Origin of the sequence: Bacteroides faecis (assembly GCF_020091505.1) — a bacterium.
GTDB classification, from domain to species: domain Bacteria; phylum Bacteroidota; class Bacteroidia; order Bacteroidales; family Bacteroidaceae; genus Bacteroides; species Bacteroides faecis.
In genome coordinates, this window is record NZ_CP081916.1 from 2628439 (window position 1) to 2646795 (window position 18357).

The window sequence follows — 18357 nt, forward strand, 5'->3', positions numbered from 1 at the left end:
ATATTATTTTTAGAATTTAAGATAAACCTGGAACGTGTAAGTTGCCGGTATCGGATAAGCGGCCCCGTTTGCAGATGCCTGTTCCGGATCAAAATACTTCACTTTGTCGATAGTAAAAAGGTTGTTGGCAACAAACTCCAGATCGACAGAAGATAGTCCTGTCTTTTTTATCCATGGAGTCTTCAGGTTGTACTTCAGACTGAGTTCCTGAAAGCGCAGGAAAGAACCGTTCCGTTTCCAGAAAGAGGAAAGCTGGGAGTTGTTCGTATTGCCTCCATAGGAGAGACGTGGGAATTCTGCATGGGGATTTTCCGTAGCGGTGGTGCCTGAATACCATGCGGGCGTCCATCTGTTCTTGGGATTGTTGGCCAGCTTGATAACGTTGCCGAGTTCTCCGTTATAGAAGGGAATCCATCCTGCGTCATTACCGAGTCCCGAACGGTAGTAGTCTACTTTTGCCGAACCTTTGAAAAGGAAGCTGAGGGTTAAGTCTTTCCAATGAAAATCGGCTCCGAACCCATACATTACCCGGGGGAGTTGGTTGGAATAGGACAAAGGTACTTTGTCATCGTCATTGATAATACCGTCTCCATTTACGTCACGATATTTGATATCTCCCGGACGAATGCGGCCGAATCCGCTTTGGTCGGCACTTGTGTTGATTTCTTCTTTACTGGAGAAGAGGCCTTCTGCAATATATCCGCGAAGGATGTTAAAGGGTTTTCCGGTTACACTCAGATAATCATAAGGTAACTTGTTTTCTTCATAGTAATCAATAATATTCTGAGAGAAAGTGTAATTGCCGCGTACAGTGAAGCTCATGTCTTTATTGATCTGGTGGAAGAATTCGAAGTTTCCGTCCGAACCATAGCTATGCATTTTTCCTACATTTGATTTCGGGACGGTAACCATACCTACAAACTTAGGCAGCGTCACACGATCCTGGAAGATGTGGTCACGTGTATCGCGGAAAAAGTCGACAGTGACAGAGAGCTTGTCGTGGAAGAACTTGGCATCGATACCAAAGTTGAGCTTCTTTGCTACTTCCCATTGAAGGTTGTCGGCTCCTTTCACGGTTTCTGTAATACCCCGTTCACGATATCCCCAGTAAGAGGCGGCATTGTCATTGATTAATGTCAAATAAGGGAACCGGTCACCACTGATCTGGTCATTACCTACCTGACCGTAGGAGCCGCGGAACTTGAGGAAGCTTAACCAGGGAATGGCCTCATTGACCCAGTTATAGGATGTCGGTACCCAGCCTACAGCAATGGAAGGGAAGAAACCGAATCTTTTTCCTTTTTCGAATTGTGCAGAACCAGTGTAACCGAAGTTTGCATCAATGAAATAGCAATTGTTATAGCCATAGGAAACACGTCCTGATAAGTTTTGACGGCGTTGAGGAATGGCATTGATACCCATTGCGTCATACTTCCATTGGGTGTTATGAACATCTTCCATGTAATATAAAGCCAATGCTCCTAGTGAGTGCAAACCAAATGTACGGTCCCAGTTGGCTTTGGCTTCCATGTAGTATTTTCTGTATCTGTTGTTATTTTGTGTATATTTCATGTTCTCTTTGGCAGTACGCAATGTTTTGATGAGTACACCTTGTGAACTTCTTCCTGTAGCGCGGTAGAGGTCAGGCCATATGTAACGTCCTTCATTGAAATAATTGATATTTTCGCTCATCGCTTGTACCGACGCTGTCATTCCTTTCAGGAATCCTCCGAATTCCTGTTCAAGTTTGAGTGTAAGCATATTACGCTGAGTTTCATCTTGCGTGTATCCGGTGTTATTCAGCATGACATACGGAGAAGCAAGGTCATGTTTTCCATAAGAAGGGAAGGTGCCGTCTGAATAGGTTTTAGGAAACATCAGTGGAGTTAGCTGACGGACTGCTGACCATACCGTATTCGTGTTTTGTCCACCCGGGCTGGTATAGTTGGAAATATATCCGTCCAGACCAAAATAAACTTTGGTTGTTTTGGTCAGATTCATGTCGATATTGGCACGGTATGTTATTTTTTTATATGACAAGGGCTTTTTGAACAGGTTGTCTTCCTGCCGGTAGGCCGCTCCTTCATCCTGATACCCTAATGAAAGATAATATCTGGCTATGTCGCCTCCTCCTTGTGCATTGATGTAATAGTTCTGCTGTATAGATGTGCGTTTCATTATTTCATCTATCCAGTTAACATCCGGGTAAAGGTCTTTATCCAAATTGTATTTTATCAGATCCAGTTCCAGACGGGAGTAAAGGTCGTCTTCACCCGACATGGCACGTGCCTCATTGGCAAGGAGAGCGTAGTCATAAGCTCCCAGGTATTCGGGCAGACGTTTGATATGCGATACCTTTAATGTTGCTCGTCCTGTGATGGTAAGTTTGCCTGTTTCTCCACGTTTAGTGGTAACCAAGACCACGCCATTGGCACCTCGGGTACCATACACAGCGGTGGCGGAGGCATCTTTCAGGATACTGAACGATTTTACATCATCAGGATCAATGTCTTCAAGGCGGCCTTCGATACCGTCAATCAGCACTAATGCACCGGAGCTGGCTCCGAAAGTACTGATACCACGAATCCAGAAGTTAGAGATGTTTTTTCCCGGTTCGCCCGAACTCTGCATGGTGATGACACCAGCCAACCGTCCGCCGATCATGTTGTTGAGGGAAGTACCGGGAGTACTGAGCTGGGCTACATCAATGGTACTGATTGCACCTACTACTGATATCTTTTTTTGTGAAGTCATACCTGTGACCACTACTTCGTCAAGTTTGGTGTCATCTTCTTCCAGTGTAACTTTGAGTGTCATTTCATCTTTAGTCACCAGTTTCTCGATAGATTTCATTCCAATAGCCTGAATGACTAATATTTGGTTGGCATCTACTTTGATACTGAATTTACCATCCATATCTGCTGAGGTTCCCACTCCCGGTGCATTCTTAACATAAATGGTGGTACCCGGTAGCGGTTCACCGGTTTTGTCTATTACGACCCCCGCTACAGTAAACTGTTTTTTCTTATTGTCTTGACTGTAACTCGTCAGCGGTATAAGCGCCATGATCAGTACAATCAGTAGAAAATTATTTCTCATATTGTATTTTGTATAAGGTTATTCAATGGATAATTTACGAATCACTTTGTTCTGTGTGTCGGCTACATATACAATAGTTCCATCACTGTTGACTGCTACTCCGCAAGGGAAGTGGAATTTGGCAATTTCCGGACCTCCATCCTTATAACCTTCCGCTCCCGGCAGACCGATAGGTGTGGTTACGGCTGCTCTTTCTTTCGGCATAGTAGTATCTACTACGCGGATGCAGGAATTACCACTGTCAGCAATGTACATTTTTCCGTCGTCGGTGAAACAGATCTGGCGCGGATGTCTGAATTTGGCGTTCTTCAGCAAGCCGTCTTCCCAGCCCTTCCCGTTCATAACTCCTTCGTAGATTGCTTTTCCTGCGTATGGCTCTCCGTTATAAGTGTCTTTATCCTCCGGAGTGATTTTGGATACGTCCACTCTCCAAATCTGGTGAAAGTCTGCAAGAGATACATAGAGTACGTTTTCTTCTCCTTTGATAGGGCTGAATGCGATATAGGAGTCACTTCCTGCTCCACCGCCGTCGCCTGTTGCTACATTAGATATTTTCTTTAGCAAAATTTCTGCTGTACGGTTTTTAGGATTGATTCGAACCAATTGCCCTTTCCACATGACCGTATAGATCATGTGATCCTGCTTGTTGATTACAAAGCAATGCTTCCAGTTGTTTTCGTCTACAGTGCTGAGTTCTTCTGATTTCAAGACTGTTCTATATCGGGGAACATAGTTTAGAAGTTTTTGCATGTCATAATACTTCATGCCGGCATCATCCGGAATGTAAACAGCTTCAGCATCTTTTTCATCAGAATAAGCCGGGGCATTAATATATGCAGTTCCATATTTTAATACAATGGAAGAATTGCTGGCGATGGAAATCATTGAAATGTTTCCGTTTACGCCTTCACCTTTTTCATTGCGGCAGGTTGTGTTTGGTTGTTTGGCTTTTCCACTGTCTCCTTTACGGTCTACCACAAATATATTGTCTTCACCGTCTATACAGAGATAGAAAGGAGAGGAGAAAGTACATGTGGCAAGGTCACCACCAACGGTATTTATATTATTGTCCGGTGATGCAAGTCCTGCTACCGTACTAACACTGGTTTGTGTCTTGTATAGGAATTGGTCTGGTGCTTTGCCTATGTATTCTTGACCGTCGGGCGTTCTTCTTTCTACAAGAATATTCATCTCTCTTTTGAAGGTGAGTCCTTTGGGAACAAATGCATAGATTCTGCTACCGTTACTGCTGACTAATCCGGCAGGATGTCTGATCCCGTCTACATCTTCAAAATAGACTTTCATGCCAGTGGTGTCTGTACCGAAGTTGCGGCCTTCGATGATCATCGGAGTGGCTATACCTCCGGAATCAGGATAAAATTCTGTAATCTCAATAGGCTGGTTTGGGTTGAACCCGCTGCTTCCATTGATGTCGTCATCTGAACAGGAAGCTAACCACGCGAAAGCTGTAATGAACAGCGTCCAATAAACTCTTCTTTTTCGCATTGTTTTTCTGTGATAAAAGGTTAATAATTAGATTGGTTAAAAAAAATGATAGGGAAACCTACTCTTATGTGTCTACGATATGGGTAGAACTAGGGTATGCATACAAGGGGGTATACGTTTGTTTTTGTATGTATGAGTAAGTTTGAAAATATATGGGTGTGTTTGACTGCTATTATTCATCTTCTTAAATTGGGGGTATTGAAGTTGATAATGAACTCAGAATACATATTATATCTATTCTGAGCTGTGCTGAAATGCAAGTAAAAAATGAGAGCAAATACTCCGTTTTTGAAAGGCGGAGGTTTGTTACTAGGAGTTTTCATAAATGTTAATTTAAGGTTATAATCATACTGGTTAATTGGGCTAAGTCGTAATAGGACTTGGTATGTGATTGTGTAAATACTTGAAACACAATGCATTGTTGAGCGTATAAATATTTGAGATGACAATTTGTGAACTATTTAGTAGAATTGATATCCTAAAAAAATAGTGCTTATTGATAATTAAAATAAAAAAGATATTGTATTTTTCGTTTTTATTAATAACTTTACACCGTCTAAGAATATACATGTACTTAATAACCTTTGAATAGCCTATGGAAACTGTAGAAAATATACTTTTGGGTATGAAAATACCAAGTCCTATTACAACTTCTTCAAAATCATTCAATTTTGCATAATGTCTTTTTTACTCTTCAGAATGAAAAGTAATGCTGTATTTCAACTAATCTCTTAGAAAAATAGGTCGATTTTTCTTTTGGATATAATGGGAGACTGTATTTTTGAGTTTATTCTACCTTATTATTATATTAGATTGTTCTACCCGAAAAATCAATCTCTTAAAGTAGTTTTTGAGCATCCGGAATCAGAATCTCTTTTCTGTGTAACTCGATTAAGCCACTATCCTGTAATTCATTCAGTGTTTTTGAAATATTTAATCGTGTATCATCCAGACAGCGTGCCAGATCATCCATTTTCACTTTGAAGACCTTTTCTCCTTGTGGCTTTTCACAGTGCAACAGGAAGAAGCGGATAATTTTGCCTTTTAAATCCAGCGTCGGTTCATCCCATAGACGGGAATAGAGATTTTGTGCCCGGTTGCTGACAATATTCATATAGTTGAGGCGGAAAATGTCATATTTGAACAAGTCACTGAGTACGAATGCTTTGCTGATACATACAGTATGGACTTCGGTATGTGCCACATAGGAAGATGCGTAATTGGTATTCATGCCGAATAGTGACTGGGGCTCTATCAGATAGGGAGCCTCTGTTTTTTCGATTACCGTATAAATGTTGTCTTTTGCATTAGTGACAATCGAAAGCTCACCTTTCAGCAGAAAACAGAGTTGCGTGCAGGGATTACCACTTTTTATGATGGTTTCCCCAGCTTTATGTTTGATAAAGTGTAGCTTGACTTTATCCAGAATACTAGTGAAATCTTCATGACAAAGACCTTGAAATAAAGGTAATTGGAGCAAAGTATCGAACATTGTTTCCATGCGTTGTAATCTCTCTTATTAATCGTACAAATTTACTCATAATAGAACACTGCTATCAACATATCCTCGTTCTTTTTGTTTTTTTTATTGTTTGAATGCATAAAAATAGAGTATATTTGCAAAAAAAAGGAGGAATTATGTTTACGGGCTTTAATTGGCAGCAAATGATCAGTGCGTTTATCGTACTTTTTGCAGTAATAGATATTATTGGTTCTATACCTATTATTATTAATCTGAAGGAAAAGGGAAAAGATGTGAATGCAACGAAGGCTACTGTTATTTCCTTTGCCTTACTGATAGGGTTCTTCTATGCAGGGGATATGATGTTGAAGCTCTTTCACGTAGATATCGAATCATTCGCGGTAGCCGGTGCATTTGTTATCTTTCTCATGTCTCTGGAAATGATTCTGGATATAGAAATCTTCAAAAATCAGGGGCCGATTAAAGAAGCGACGCTTGTTCCTCTGGTCTTTCCCTTGTTGGCAGGGGCCGGAGCTTTTACTACGCTACTTTCGCTTCGTGCCGAATATGCCAGCGTAAATATTATTATAGCCTTAATATTGAATATGCTGTGGGTCTACTTTGTCGTAAGTATGACCGGACGTGTGGAACGTTTTCTCGGAAAGGGGGGAATCTACATCATCCGCAAGTTTTTCGGCATCATTCTGCTAGCTATCTCTGTCAGGTTGTTTACTGCCAATATCACCTTGCTGATTGAGGCATTGCATAAGCCGTAACCGGGATTTGTGAGGTAATATCCGTAGAGTCGGTTGTATTGTGATCGTTGATATCTTCTTCCGGAGATTCTTCTTCTTCGTCGTCGTCCGTTTCGTCTGCAAAAGGTTCCGGTCGTTGAGGCCCGTGGTTCAAGAAACCGAATGCACAGAGTGTTCCCATGATTCCTCCGCTGAGATGTCCTTCCCATGACATGTTGGCGGGAGAGAAATAAGGAAACATATGCCAGATGATTCCTCCGTACAGGAAGGTGACAAGCAGTGAAATAGCGATCAGAGGAACATATTTGCGCAGGATGCCACTGAAAAAGAGAAAGAAGGCAAGTCCGTAGATCAGTCCGCTGGCACCGATATGCCATCCCGGTTTGCCGATCATGAATGTCAGCAATCCGGCCCCGATCCAGATAATCATGAAAATACGTCCCGCTATTCCCCTGTAGAAATAGAACAAACACCACGATAAAAAGAATAATGGCAACGTATTGGCCAGCAAATGACTGAACCCGCTGTGTATCAGCGGATGAGTAAAAATACCCACTATTCCCCGCTTTTCCATAGGGTATACCCCCATGTGGGAGAAGTCCCAGTCCATGCCAACTTCCATGAACTTTAGCAGAAACAGGATAAAAATAAGGAACAACGGTACCACCGCAGCTAGCATGATACGCTGAATATCTCGCTTCATTACATTCTTTTCTTTAGATATTTTACGCAATACTACGAATATTTGCACAAAAACTGAAAATAAAAAGCCTTTTTATTTTTGTTTTTATCTAGAATTTGTACATTTGGGCATTATACCTATATATACAGTGCTCTGGATGGTATATATACAGAACAGCAATAGATATATACGGATGATAGTGACCAATAATTAACCTTTAAATAATGCACAACTATGAGTTATTTACGATTTGACAAGACCCTCATGACGAATCTGGAAGAAACCCTGCAAAGGGAGATTCTACGGACGAACAAAGCAGGAGCTTATCATTGTACAACGATTGTTGATTGTAACACACGCAAATATCACGGCCTGTTGGTAATTCCTGTTCCCAATATAGACGATGAAAATCATGTGCTGCTATCTTCTCTTGATGAAACGGTAATTCAACATGGTGCGGAGTTTAACTTGGGATTGCATAAATATCAGGGAAACAACTTTAGTCCGAATGGACATAAGTATATCCGTGAGTTCGATTGTGAACATATCCCGGCGACAACTTACCGTGTTGGAGGAGTAGTGTTACGCAAAGAAAAAATCTTTGTACATCATGAAAACAGAATCCTGATTCGTTATACTTTGTTGGATGCGCACTCAGCGACGACTTTGCGCTTCCGACCATTCCTCGCTTTCCGGAGTGTGCGAGAGTATACACACGAAAATGCGCAGGCAAGCCGAGATTATCAGCTTGTGGAAAATGGGATCAAGACTTGTATGTATCCCGGTTATCCGGAACTGTTCATGCAGTTGAACAAGTCGTGCGAATTCCATTTCCAGCCCGATTGGTATCGTGGATTTGAATATCCGAAAGAACAGGAACGAGGTTATGATTTCAACGAAGACCTCTATGTTCCGGGATATTTTGAAGTGGATATAAAGAAAGGAGAAAGCATCGTTTTCTCTGCGGGTACTTCCGAAGTGACTCCGCGCAGATTGAAACAGACGTTCGAAGCCGAAGTGGCAGACCGTACGCCTCGCGATAGCTTCTATCACTGTCTGAAAAACTCAGCTCATCAGTTCCACAACCAGCAGGATGGCGAACATTATATCCTTGCCGGTTATCCGTGGTTCAAATGCCGTGCCCGCGATATGTTTATATCTCTGCCGGGACTGACACTGGCACTGGACGAGGTGGACCAGTTTGAAGATGTGATGAAGACAGCGGAAAAAGCGATTCGCAGTTTCATCAATGATGAACCGGCTGGATACAAAATTTACGAGATGGAACATCCGGACGTACTGCTTTGGGCTGTTTGGGCTTTGCAGCAGTATGCCAAAGAGACATCCCGCGAACAATGCCGCCAGAAATACGGAGAACTGCTGGAGGACATCATGGAATTTATCCGTCAGCGGAAACATGAAAACCTCTTCCTGCATGAAAACGGACTGCTTTACGCTAATGGCACCGACAAAGCGATTACGTGGATGAACTCTACTGTAAACGGACATCCGGTGATTCCCCGTACGGGATATATCGTAGAGTTTAATGCTTTGTGGTACAATGCGCTTCGTTTTGTTGCTGATCTGGTTCGTGAAGGTGAAAACGTTCTTCTGGCGGATGCGCTTGATGCGCAGGCAGAAGTGACGGGAAAATCATTTATCGAAGTGTTCCGCAATGAATATGGATATTTGCTTGACTATGTGGATGGAAATATGATGGACTGGAGCGTACGCCCCAACATGATATTCGCCGTAGCATTCGATTATTCTCCGCTGGATCGGGCGCAAAAGAAACAAGTGCTCGATATTGCAACCAAAGAGTTGCTTACCCCCAAGGGACTCCGTACCTTGAGCCCGAAGAGTGGGGGATATAACCCTAACTATGTTGGTCCTCAGATACAGCGTGACTATGCTTACCACCAAGGCACAGCCTGGCCTTGGCTGATGGGATTCTATATGGAAGCCTATCTGCGAATTTATAAGATGAGTGGTCTGTCGTTCATTGAACGCCAGCTTATTGGTCTCGAAGATGAACTGACAATTCATTGTATCAGTTCGTTGCCTGAACTTTTCGATGGTAATCCGCCTTTTAAAGGACGCGGAGCTGTATCGTTTGCCATGAATGTCGCCGAAGTACTGCGTATTCTAAAGCTACTGTCTAAGTATTATTAAAAAGAGGAGGAACGAAAATGAAAGTTTTAATGTTTGGATGGGAGTTCCCCCCGCATATCTTAGGAGGGTTAGGGACTGCCAGTTATGGTCTGACAAAAGGAATGTCTCAGCAGGATGATCTGGAAATAACATTCTGTATTCCCAAACCATGGGGAGACGAAGATCAGAGCTTTTTAAGAATTATCGGTATGAACAGCACACCGGTAGTGTGGAAGAATGTCGGTTGGGATTATGTGAAAGGACGTGTAGGAAGCTATATGGACCCGCAGTTGTTCTATGACTTGCGCGACCATATCTACGCTGACTTCAGTTATCTCAATACGAATGATCTGGGATGCATCGAATTTTCCGGACGTTATCCGGACAATCTGCATGAAGAGATCAATAACTATTCGATCGTTGCCGGGGTGGTAGCGCGTCAGCAGGAGTTTGATATCATTCATTCTCACGACTGGCTGACGTATCCGGCAGGAATTCATGCCAAGCAAGTGTCTGGCAAACCATTGGTGATTCATGTGCACGCTACTGATTTCGACCGTAGTCGCGGCAATGTCAATCCGACAGTGTATGCCATTGAGAAGAATGGCATGGATAATGCCGACCACATCATGTGTGTGAGTGAACTGACCCGTCAGACTGTGATCCATAAATATTTTCAGGACCCGAAGAAGGTGTCTACTGTGCATAATGCCGTTTCTCCTTTGTCACAAGAGATACAGGATATCGTTCCTCAAAAGAATCCGAGCGAGAAGGTCGTTACTTTCCTGGGACGTATTACCATGCAGAAAGGGCCGGAATACTTTGTAGAAGCTGCTGCAATGGTTTTGCACCGCACGCGTAATGTCCGTTTTGTTATGGCTGGTAGCGGTGATATGATGGATCAGATGATCCGCCTGGTAGCCGAACGCGGTATCGCCGATCGTTTCCACTTCCCCGGTTTTATGAAAGGAAAACAGGTGTACGAAGTGCTGAAAGCCAGTGACGTATATATTATGCCTTCTGTATCCGAGCCATTCGGTATCTCTCCGTTGGAGGCCATGCAATGCAGCGTGCCTTCCATTATATCCAAGCAATCCGGTTGTGCCGAGATTCTGGATAAGTGTATCAAGACGGACTACTGGGATATTCACGCCATGGCGGATGCCATTTATTCTATCTGTACTTACCCGGCTATGTACGAATATCTGAAGGAAGAGGGTAAGAAAGAAGTGGATGAGATTAAATGGGAGAACGTGGGATATAAAGTCCGCGGTATCTATGATGAGGTTATTAAAAATTATGGTAAACAATAAAATAATATAGACTATGAGAACGATCTGTCTTTATTTCGAAATACATCAGATTATACACTTGAAACGCTACCGTTTTTTCGATATCGGCACCGATCATTATTACTATGACGACTATGCGAATGAAACCGGTATGAATGAGGTTGCCGAACGGTCTTACATACCTGCTCTCAGTACGCTGATCGAGATGGTGAAGAACTCGGGAGGAGCTTTCAAAGTAGCGCTTTCTATTTCGGGTGTAGCTTTGGAGCAACTTGAAATTCATGCTCCGGCAGTGATTGACTTGCTGCATCAGCTGAATGATACCGGCTGTTGTGAATTCTTGTGTGAACCTTATTCACATGGCTTGTCATCTCTGGCTAACGAAGACTGCTTCCGTGAAGAAGTGCTTCGTCAGCGTGATAAAATGAAACAGATGTTTGGCAAAGAACCGAAGGTGTTTCGTAACTCCAGTCTGATTTATTCGGATGAAATAGGTGGAATGGTGGCCTCTATGGGCTTCAAGGGAATGCTGACGGAAGGTGCTAAACACATTTTGGGATGGAAGAGCCCGCATTATGTATATCATTGTAATCAGGCTCCGGGGCTTAAGTTGCTCTTGAGGGATTTTAAACTTTCTGATGATATAGGATTACGTTTCTCCAATTCGGAATGGCCGGAATATCCATTATTTGCTGACAAGTATATTAGCTGGATTGATGCATTGCCGCAAGAAGAGCAGGTGATTAATATCTTTATGGAATTGAGTGCATTGGGTATGGCTCAGCCACTTTCTTCCAATATCCTGGAATTCCTGAAGGCACTGCCTGAATGTGCAAAATCGAAAGGTATCACTTTCTCTACTCCGACAGAGATTGTATCCAAACTGAAATCAGTGTCTCAACTGGATGTTCCTTATCCAATGTCATGGGTAGACGAAGAGAGAGATACAAGCAGTTGGCTGGGTAATATTCTGCAGCGTGAGGCTTTCAATAAGTTGTATAGCGTAGCAGAACGTGTTCATCTGTGTGATGACCGTCGTATCAAACAGGACTGGGATTATCTGCAGGCCAGCAACAACTTCCGTTTCATGACTACCAAGAATACAGGTATCTGGCTGAATCGTGGCATCTATGATTCTCCTTACGATGCCTTCACTAACTACATGAATATCTTGGGCGACTTTATCAAACGAGTAGATTCACTGTATCCTGTTGACGTAGATAATGAAGAACTGAACTCTCTGCTGACTACGATTAAGAATCAGGGTGAGGAAATCGCTGAACTGCAAAAGGAAGTAACCAAATGGCAGGCTAAGGCTGAAAAAGGAGCTGCTGCTCCCAAGAAGGCTGCTGCAAAAAAAGAGATAGCTAAGGAGCCCGCACTAAAGAAGCCGGCTGCAAAAAAGGCTGCTGCACCGAAGAAAGTAGCTGAACCGAAAGCAAAAGCTACACGCAAGAAGGCTGCCGCAAAGAAAGAAGAATAAAAAAATGTAAATTAACTGGTTATAACCGTGGGGAGATGAGAATCACCTCACGGTTGTTTTTTTATATTAGGAGGTTATATAGGAATGAGATTGTCCGAGAAGGTCTTGTTTGCTATTACTTCCAATGAAAGGTAATCGTTATTGAATTGTTTTTGTTGTTTGGTTTCTAATGGCTTTATATATAAAAACGGCGCGAATTACTGAAGTAACCCGCGCCGTTTTTATATATTTTTTAGTTTGACTTAGTTGTTAATCCGAAGTCTGTAGAAATAACTTCAAGCTTCAACTTATAATCAGGATTTGTTTTGCCTAGACTTCCACCTTTCAGACGTACATAACCCGGTTTTAAGTCATGTTGTATTCTAATAATATTGGCCTGACCAGTTGTAGTATTTGAAGAGTCATAACTCACAAGTACAGGTATAAGTACTACCTTATTCCAATCCGGATTTTTTAGTAACCAGTCAGCTTCATCCCATGAACTACCGGCATTCTTTTTAGCTTCTTCCTTTTCTGCGATACAAGCATTTATCAATTTGGTGATATTACTGAATACATATTGATTTGTACTACTTGTGTGTGAAGTTAGATAGGAAGATACGCCGTCGCTCAACTTATTGTCTTTAAAGAAGCTATCTTGGAATTTCTTACGTACAAGCATTACAGTAGATGGTATAGCCATACCAAACTTCTTATCACCTGTTTGATTGTAATTGGTGAATGTTAGTTTTACTGCATTTAAGGTATCGCCTGTCAATTCGTTTTGTATATCTGAAATTGGTAGTGTAGCTTCGGTGAAAATACCTGCCGGACTTTTCAAATAAGTGTTTTTATCTTCCTTAATTAATGCATCTATCCTTTCGGGATCATTCTTTAATTGATTGGCTTGGATTACTTCACGAGTCGTAGCAAACACACGATAAGAGTAATAAGTCGAGTCTTTACCACTTCCGTCTTTTTTCTGTAATTTTTTACCGGTAATAGAATCTGTTGCATAGCATTTATATACTACATTCATTTGTGGCTGATCTATGTAGAGGACAGTTCCATCACCATAGTCACTCTTAACGTAAATACCTTGAAAAGCTTCTCTGAATAATTGGCTATTGAATTCCTTATCAGCATTTTTAGCTTTTCTTGCAGCAGTTAAAATATTTCCACCAACTCTTGTTGCTATATCTTCTTTGAAAGTAATATGCACACTTGGAACATATGTGCTTAGGTTACGAATGGAATCTTTTACAGAAAGATCTACGGCTGTATATGCTTTGGTTCCCAATATATTCTGACTGTCGTAAAAATCTGCAGGATTAATATCTGTATAATAAGCATTGTCAAGATTTAATGTCTCTTTTCCATTACCTCCTAGTTCATATACACTTAATCTACAAGCTGTCAATGAGTCTCCAAAGTAGCTGTCATACCATAGGTAGAGTTCGACTGCACGTATGTTACCTATGATTTGATTTCCGTCTTTAATAAAAGTAACATCTTTATTTTCTGGGTCTTTATCGTCGACAACCATTCTTCCTGTGGCTGAAATAACATTACCACTTGCATCTGTAACTTCTTTGTATGGTTCAGGAAAAGTTAGTCCATCCGGACAATTTAGTTGGGCCAAAAAACCAGCCTGATAAGTACCGAATGTTTCATCTGTGAACTTGCCAATATAACCGATGTTAGTTTTCGCATAGATGTCACCTGTCTTAACAGATTCAGTAATTACATCAAATGTGGATAACTTTCCTTTGATATTTTGGTCATTGCCCGGAAACATTCCTAATCCCAAGCCACCTGTACTATCATCGCATCCGAAAAATGTGATTGCCAATAAAGCTATCAAGGCATATTTTGCTTTCATGATTGTCGTATCTAGATTTTTATTCTTCTTCTTTATTTGTAGTGGTTTCCCATACCTGATCGTAGAATTCATTGCATGCGTTTGCGTAGTTTTCCGGACTCTGATAATCGAGAACCAACTTACCCGACTGACGAGCGTACTCAATAATGGATTCGTCTACCTTTTCGCTGTTCTGTATAATTCCGTCGGAATAATCAACAGCAAGTTTACAAAGTGCCGCATAATCTACCGGTTCTTTCAGAGATGCCAAATCCTTCTTGGTAATGCCTTTCAACATCAGTTTGGTTGCGAAGTCATCACTAAGTGTATTCTTGAAATCATCTTCATATACCGAGAATACAACTTTTGCATCACGGAAAGAGGGTTCATCTTTGTAGGCTTTCTTAATATAAAGAGGAGCTAATGCCGTCATCCAGCCGTGGCAATGAATAACGTCAGGACACCAGCGAAGTTTCTTCACTGTTTCCAGTACACCACGTGCATAGAAGATAGCACGACTGTCGTTGTCATCGTATTCTACACCATTTTCGTCCGCTGTCTGCAAACGATTCTGGAAATAGTCATCGTTGTCGATGAAATATACCTGCATGCGTGCGGATTGAATAGAAGCAACTTTTATAATAAGGGGGTGATCAGTATCATCGATGATCAGGTTCATACCGGAGAGGCGAATTACTTCATGCAGTTGATTTCTGCGCTCGTTAATGTTTCCCCATTTAGGCATAAATGTCCTGATTTCACGGCCTTTTTCTTGTATTGCCTGTGGAAGGTTTCTACCTATATTGGCCATTTCGGATTCTGAAACGTAAGGTGTAATCTCTTGAGTAATAAATAAAACTTTATTCGCCTTTGTCATAATAACAATAGTTCACTATAATATTCTGCAAAGATAGCAAAAAAAAGGAACTTTAAATACCATATTCTTTCTTTATGTGGCAAATATTAGTTTATTTTGCAGAGTTTTTGCAAACGACCAAAACATAAACCAATTAACAAAAATGAAAGTAATACACACTATCAAGGACTTACAGGCCGAATTGACGGTACTGAGAGCCCAGGGTAAGAAGGTAGGACTAGTACCCACAATGGGTGCTTTACACGTAGGACACGCATCACTGGTAAAGCGCAGCGTAAGTGAGAATGGTGTAACAGTAGTGAGTGTTTTTGTAAATCCCACTCAGTTTAATGATAAAAATGATTTAGCAAAGTATCCGCGTACACTGGATGCTGACTGCCGCCTGTTGGAAGATTGCGGTGCGGCATTTGCCTTTGCTCCTTCGGTAGAAGAGATGTATCCGCAACCGGATACGCGTGAATTTAGCTATGCTCCGTTGGATACGGTAATGGAAGGAGCTTTCCGTCCGGGACATTTTAATGGAGTTTGCCAGATTGTCAGCAAGTTGTTTGATGCAATACAGCCGGATCGTGCCTATTTCGGAGAGAAAGATTTTCAGCAACTGGCAATTATCCGGGAGATGGTTCGCCAGATGAATTATAAACTGGAAATAGTAGGTTGCCCTATTGTTCGTGAAGAAGACGGACTGGCTTTGAGTAGCCGGAATAAACGTTTATCGGCACAAGAACGTGAAAATGCTTTAAATATTTCTCGGACATTATTTAAAAGTCGTACCTTTGCAACCTCTCACACAGTGAGTGAGACGCAGAAGATGGTAGAAGAAGCGATAGAGGCTGCTCCGGGATTGCGTTTGGAGTATTTTGAAATCGTTGACGGAAACACGCTGCAAAAGGTAAACAGTTGGGAGGATGCTCAGTATGTAGTAGGCTGTATCACAGTGTTCTGCGGAGAGGTCAGACTGATTGATAATATAAAATATAAAGAAATCTAAATTTTAAAAGACGAAACCTTATGATGATTGAAGTGTTGAAGTCGAAAATTCATTGTGCACGTGTTACAGAGGCAAATCTGAACTACATGGGTAGTATCACGATTGATGAAGACCTGCTGGATGCTGCCAACATGATTCCGGGAGAAAAAGTGTATATCGCTGATAATAACAATGGTGAACGCTTTGAAACCTACATTATCAAAGGTGAACGCGGTTCAGGCAAGATTTGTCTGAATGGTGCTGCCGCCCGTAAGGTGCAACCGGATGATATTGTGATTATCATGTCGTATGCGCTGATGGATTTTGAGGAAGCGAAGTCGTTTAAACCGACGGTGATTTTCCCGGACCCTGCGACGAATAGCGTAGTGAAGTAAGAAGTATCTTGTGATAAGAAAGAGGTTGTGTCAAAACGCTGGCACAACCTTTTTTTATGCACAAAGCCCAGACTTTCACAAGCCCGGGCTTTGTTATTACCCAAAGTTTTTGTATCTTTAGGCATAAAGTTTTTCGTTATGGCAAAGTTACATTTTCGTCCTTACCTTCCCAACCAAACAGTTCTTTTTCCCGGAAGAATTGATGAAAACATAGCAGCGAACGATCCGGTTCGCATAGTTAATACTGTTGTTGATAATCTCAATCTTGACAATTTCAAGAAGCTTTATAAAGCAACCGGTCGTTGTCCTTATCATCCTAAAATGATGCTTAAGGTGATTATCTACGCCTACATGAACAATATCTATTCGTGCCGCAAAATAGAGAAGCTTCTCCTACGTGATATTCATTATATCTGGCTTTCCGGTAATGAACATCCGGATTTTATTACCATCAACCGTTTTCGAAACCGTGTAAAAGAGGAAATAAATACCGTATTCACGCAGTTGGTTCTTGTCCTTGCCGACAAAGGTTTCATCAGCCTTGACGTAGAGTATATCGACGGTACCAAGATTGAGTCCAAAGCCAACAAATATACTTTTGTCTGGCGCAAGACAGTCGAAAAGAACCGTACAAAGCTGATGGATAAGATCCGCATTCTCCTGGAGCAGGTGGATGAAGTCATAGCCCAAGAGAACTCCATGAAAGATACACCCGTAGAGTTCACTCCCGCCATGCTCTCAGATATAGTGAATGAACTTAAAGAGGTGCTGGAACACCATCCTGTAACAAAGGACAAGGAACAAAAGAAGGTCATCCGGGAAAAGAAGAAACAGGTCCGGGAACTTGAGGAGTACCGTGACAAGTTGATAGAATACGACAACCATCTTGATACTCTTGGAGAACGCAACTCCTACTCCAAGACCGATCCTGATGCCACCTTCATGCGCATGAAAGAAGACGCCATGAGAAACGGACAGACCAAACCCGGATATAATCTGCAAATAGGTACCGAGAACCAATTCCTCATAGACTTCCGACTGTTTCCCAACCCAACCGACACACTGACCCTCATACCTTTCTTCCACTCCTTTGAGCAACGCTATAACCGCTTACCAACTGTCGGTGTGGCAGACTCCGGTTACGGCTCGGAAGAAAATTATCGGTTCATGCAAGATAATGGGATAGAAGCCTTTGTCAAGTACAACTACTTCCATAAAGAACAGCGTCCCCGTTATACCCCCAATCCATTCCATGCGGAGAGTCTCCATTACAATGCGGGGGAGGATTATTACGTTTGTCCTATGGGGCAGCACATGAACCGTATAGGAACTAGACGTGACAAAACAGCAAGCGGATACATCACCGAAAGTGCCCGATATAAAGCACAAAGATGTGAAGGGTGTCCTTTGTGTGGCAGTTGCTTTAAAGCTCGGGGGAACCGTATGATAGAAGTCAACCACCGGTTAAACCAATACAAACGGCAGGCACGGGAAAGGTTACTCTCGGAAGAAGGCATCAGGCATAGGGGAAGGCGATGTATAGAACCGGAAGCAGTTTTTGGACAAATGAAACACAACATGGCATACAAAAGGTTCCGGCATGTGGGAGAAGACAAGGTTACAATGGACTTTGCCTTCTTTGCTATAGCTTTTAATATCAAAAAGATGTGTACAAAACTACTAAAAGCAGGAAAGAGAAGGAGTGCACACACTATATTTATCTTTATCAGACCACGTGTGACTCAAAATACGACGAATATTAAGCCTTATTACCTAATTACTGAAAAAATAGTCGCATAGACAAAAAAGAGGAACGACTATTTTATATGAAAAAAAGAAGGGGAT

At 41.9% G+C, this 18357-nt stretch carries 13 protein-coding genes; 7 read left to right on the plus strand and 6 right to left on the minus strand.

Annotated features, from left to right (window positions below; all coding sequences use genetic code 11):
- Positions 1–9: 9 nt before the first annotated feature.
- From K6V30_RS10055 to K6V30_RS10065, 3 genes are all read right to left on the minus strand, one after another.
- Positions 10–3099: a SusC/RagA family TonB-linked outer membrane protein gene (locus tag K6V30_RS10055; protein WP_010536894.1), complete on the minus strand. Its 3090-nt coding sequence runs from the start codon at positions 3097–3099 to the stop codon at positions 10–12.
- An 18-nt stretch (positions 3100–3117) separates the two neighbouring features.
- Positions 3118–4605 (minus strand): hypothetical protein, encoded by a 1488-nt coding sequence (locus K6V30_RS10060; RefSeq protein ID WP_010536895.1) that lies wholly within the window; start codon positions 4603–4605, stop codon positions 3118–3120.
- A gap of 838 nt (positions 4606–5443) precedes the next feature.
- Complete coding sequence (locus K6V30_RS10065) at positions 5444–6106, minus strand: Crp/Fnr family transcriptional regulator (RefSeq protein WP_010536896.1); 663 nt, start codon at positions 6104–6106, stop codon at positions 5444–5446.
- Positions 6107–6243: 137 nt separating this feature from the next.
- Here K6V30_RS10065 and K6V30_RS10070 point away from each other — a divergent pair, with 137 nt between their 5' ends.
- A complete protein-coding gene (locus K6V30_RS10070; protein WP_010536897.1) occupies positions 6244–6843 on the plus strand; it encodes a MarC family protein in 600 nt (199 codons plus the stop codon).
- Here the strand turns inward: K6V30_RS10070 and K6V30_RS10075 are convergent.
- Positions 6809–7525: a rhomboid family intramembrane serine protease gene (locus K6V30_RS10075; RefSeq protein WP_010536898.1), complete on the minus strand. Its 717-nt coding sequence runs from the start codon at positions 7523–7525 to the stop codon at positions 6809–6811. The two genes, K6V30_RS10070 and K6V30_RS10075, sit on opposite strands and share 35 nt — an antisense overlap.
- A 213-nt stretch (positions 7526–7738) precedes the next feature.
- On the opposite strand from K6V30_RS10075, the gene K6V30_RS10080 reads away from it, so the two are divergent.
- The 3 genes from K6V30_RS10080 to K6V30_RS10090 are packed head-to-tail and all read left to right on the plus strand — an operon-like array spanning position 7739 to position 12430.
- The gene (locus tag K6V30_RS10080) at positions 7739–9676 is read left to right on the plus strand and encodes a glycogen debranching enzyme N-terminal domain-containing protein (RefSeq protein ID WP_010536899.1); all 1938 of its coding nucleotides are present in this window, start codon (positions 7739–7741) and stop codon (positions 9674–9676) included.
- Between the two features lie 17 nt (positions 9677–9693).
- Complete coding sequence (locus K6V30_RS10085) at positions 9694–10968, plus strand: glycosyltransferase family 4 protein (protein WP_010536900.1); 1275 nt, start codon at positions 9694–9696, stop codon at positions 10966–10968.
- Positions 10969–10981: 13 nt separating this feature from the next.
- The gene (locus K6V30_RS10090) at positions 10982–12430 is read left to right on the plus strand and encodes a glycoside hydrolase family 57 protein (RefSeq protein WP_010536901.1); all 1449 of its coding nucleotides are present in this window, start codon (positions 10982–10984) and stop codon (positions 12428–12430) included.
- Between the two features lie 232 nt (positions 12431–12662).
- On the opposite strand, the gene bamH is transcribed toward K6V30_RS10090, so the two are convergent.
- Positions 12663–14291, minus strand: coding sequence for a BamH family beta-barrel-assembly machinery protein (bamH, locus tag K6V30_RS10095; protein ID WP_055270337.1), 1629 nt, complete (start codon positions 14289–14291; stop codon positions 12663–12665).
- Between the two features lie 19 nt (positions 14292–14310).
- Positions 14311–15147, minus strand: a complete 837-nt coding sequence (locus K6V30_RS10100; RefSeq protein WP_010536903.1) for a glycogen/starch synthase — start codon at positions 15145–15147, stop codon at positions 14311–14313.
- Positions 15148–15289: 142 nt separating this feature from the next.
- Here K6V30_RS10100 and panC point away from each other — a divergent pair, with 142 nt between their 5' ends.
- The 3 genes from panC (at position 15290) to K6V30_RS10115 (ending at position 18312) form a co-directional block, all read left to right on the plus strand.
- The gene (panC, locus tag K6V30_RS10105; RefSeq protein WP_010536904.1) at positions 15290–16138 is read left to right on the plus strand and encodes a pantoate--beta-alanine ligase; all 849 of its coding nucleotides are present in this window, start codon (positions 15290–15292) and stop codon (positions 16136–16138) included.
- 20 nt (positions 16139–16158) lie between these two features.
- Entirely contained in the window at positions 16159–16512 is a 354-nt protein-coding gene (gene panD, locus K6V30_RS10110; RefSeq protein WP_008759980.1) for an aspartate 1-decarboxylase, read from the plus strand.
- 138 nt (positions 16513–16650) lie between these two features.
- Complete coding sequence (locus K6V30_RS10115) at positions 16651–18312, plus strand: IS1182-like element ISBthe2 family transposase (protein WP_224207241.1); 1662 nt, start codon at positions 16651–16653, stop codon at positions 18310–18312.
- Positions 18313–18357: the final 45 nt, after the last annotated feature.

Excerpts from the sequence above, each read along its gene's own strand:
- K6V30_RS10055 (WP_010536894.1), bottom strand. The coding sequence starts at position 3,099 with ATGAGAAATAATTTTCTACTGATTGTACTGATCATGGCGCTTATACCG.
- K6V30_RS10060 (WP_010536895.1), bottom strand. The coding sequence starts at position 4,605 with ATGCGAAAAAGAAGAGTTTATTGGACGCTGTTCATTACAGCTTTCGCG.
- K6V30_RS10065 (WP_010536896.1), bottom strand. The coding sequence starts at position 6,106 with ATGGAAACAATGTTCGATACTTTGCTCCAATTACCTTTATTTCAAGGT.
- K6V30_RS10070 (WP_010536897.1), top strand. The coding sequence starts at position 6,244 with ATGTTTACGGGCTTTAATTGGCAGCAAATGATCAGTGCGTTTATCGTA.
- K6V30_RS10075 (WP_010536898.1), bottom strand. The coding sequence starts at position 7,525 with ATGAAGCGAGATATTCAGCGTATCATGCTAGCTGCGGTGGTACCGTTG.
- K6V30_RS10080 (WP_010536899.1), top strand. The coding sequence starts at position 7,739 with ATGAGTTATTTACGATTTGACAAGACCCTCATGACGAATCTGGAAGAA.
- K6V30_RS10085 (WP_010536900.1), top strand. The coding sequence starts at position 9,694 with ATGAAAGTTTTAATGTTTGGATGGGAGTTCCCCCCGCATATCTTAGGA.
- K6V30_RS10090 (WP_010536901.1), top strand. The coding sequence starts at position 10,982 with ATGAGAACGATCTGTCTTTATTTCGAAATACATCAGATTATACACTTG.
- bamH (WP_055270337.1), bottom strand. The coding sequence starts at position 14,291 with ATGAAAGCAAAATATGCCTTGATAGCTTTATTGGCAATCACATTTTTC.
- K6V30_RS10100 (WP_010536903.1), bottom strand. The coding sequence starts at position 15,147 with ATGACAAAGGCGAATAAAGTTTTATTTATTACTCAAGAGATTACACCT.
- panC (WP_010536904.1), top strand. The coding sequence starts at position 15,290 with ATGAAAGTAATACACACTATCAAGGACTTACAGGCCGAATTGACGGTA.
- panD (WP_008759980.1), top strand. The coding sequence starts at position 16,159 with ATGATGATTGAAGTGTTGAAGTCGAAAATTCATTGTGCACGTGTTACA.
- K6V30_RS10115 (WP_224207241.1), top strand. The coding sequence starts at position 16,651 with ATGGCAAAGTTACATTTTCGTCCTTACCTTCCCAACCAAACAGTTCTT.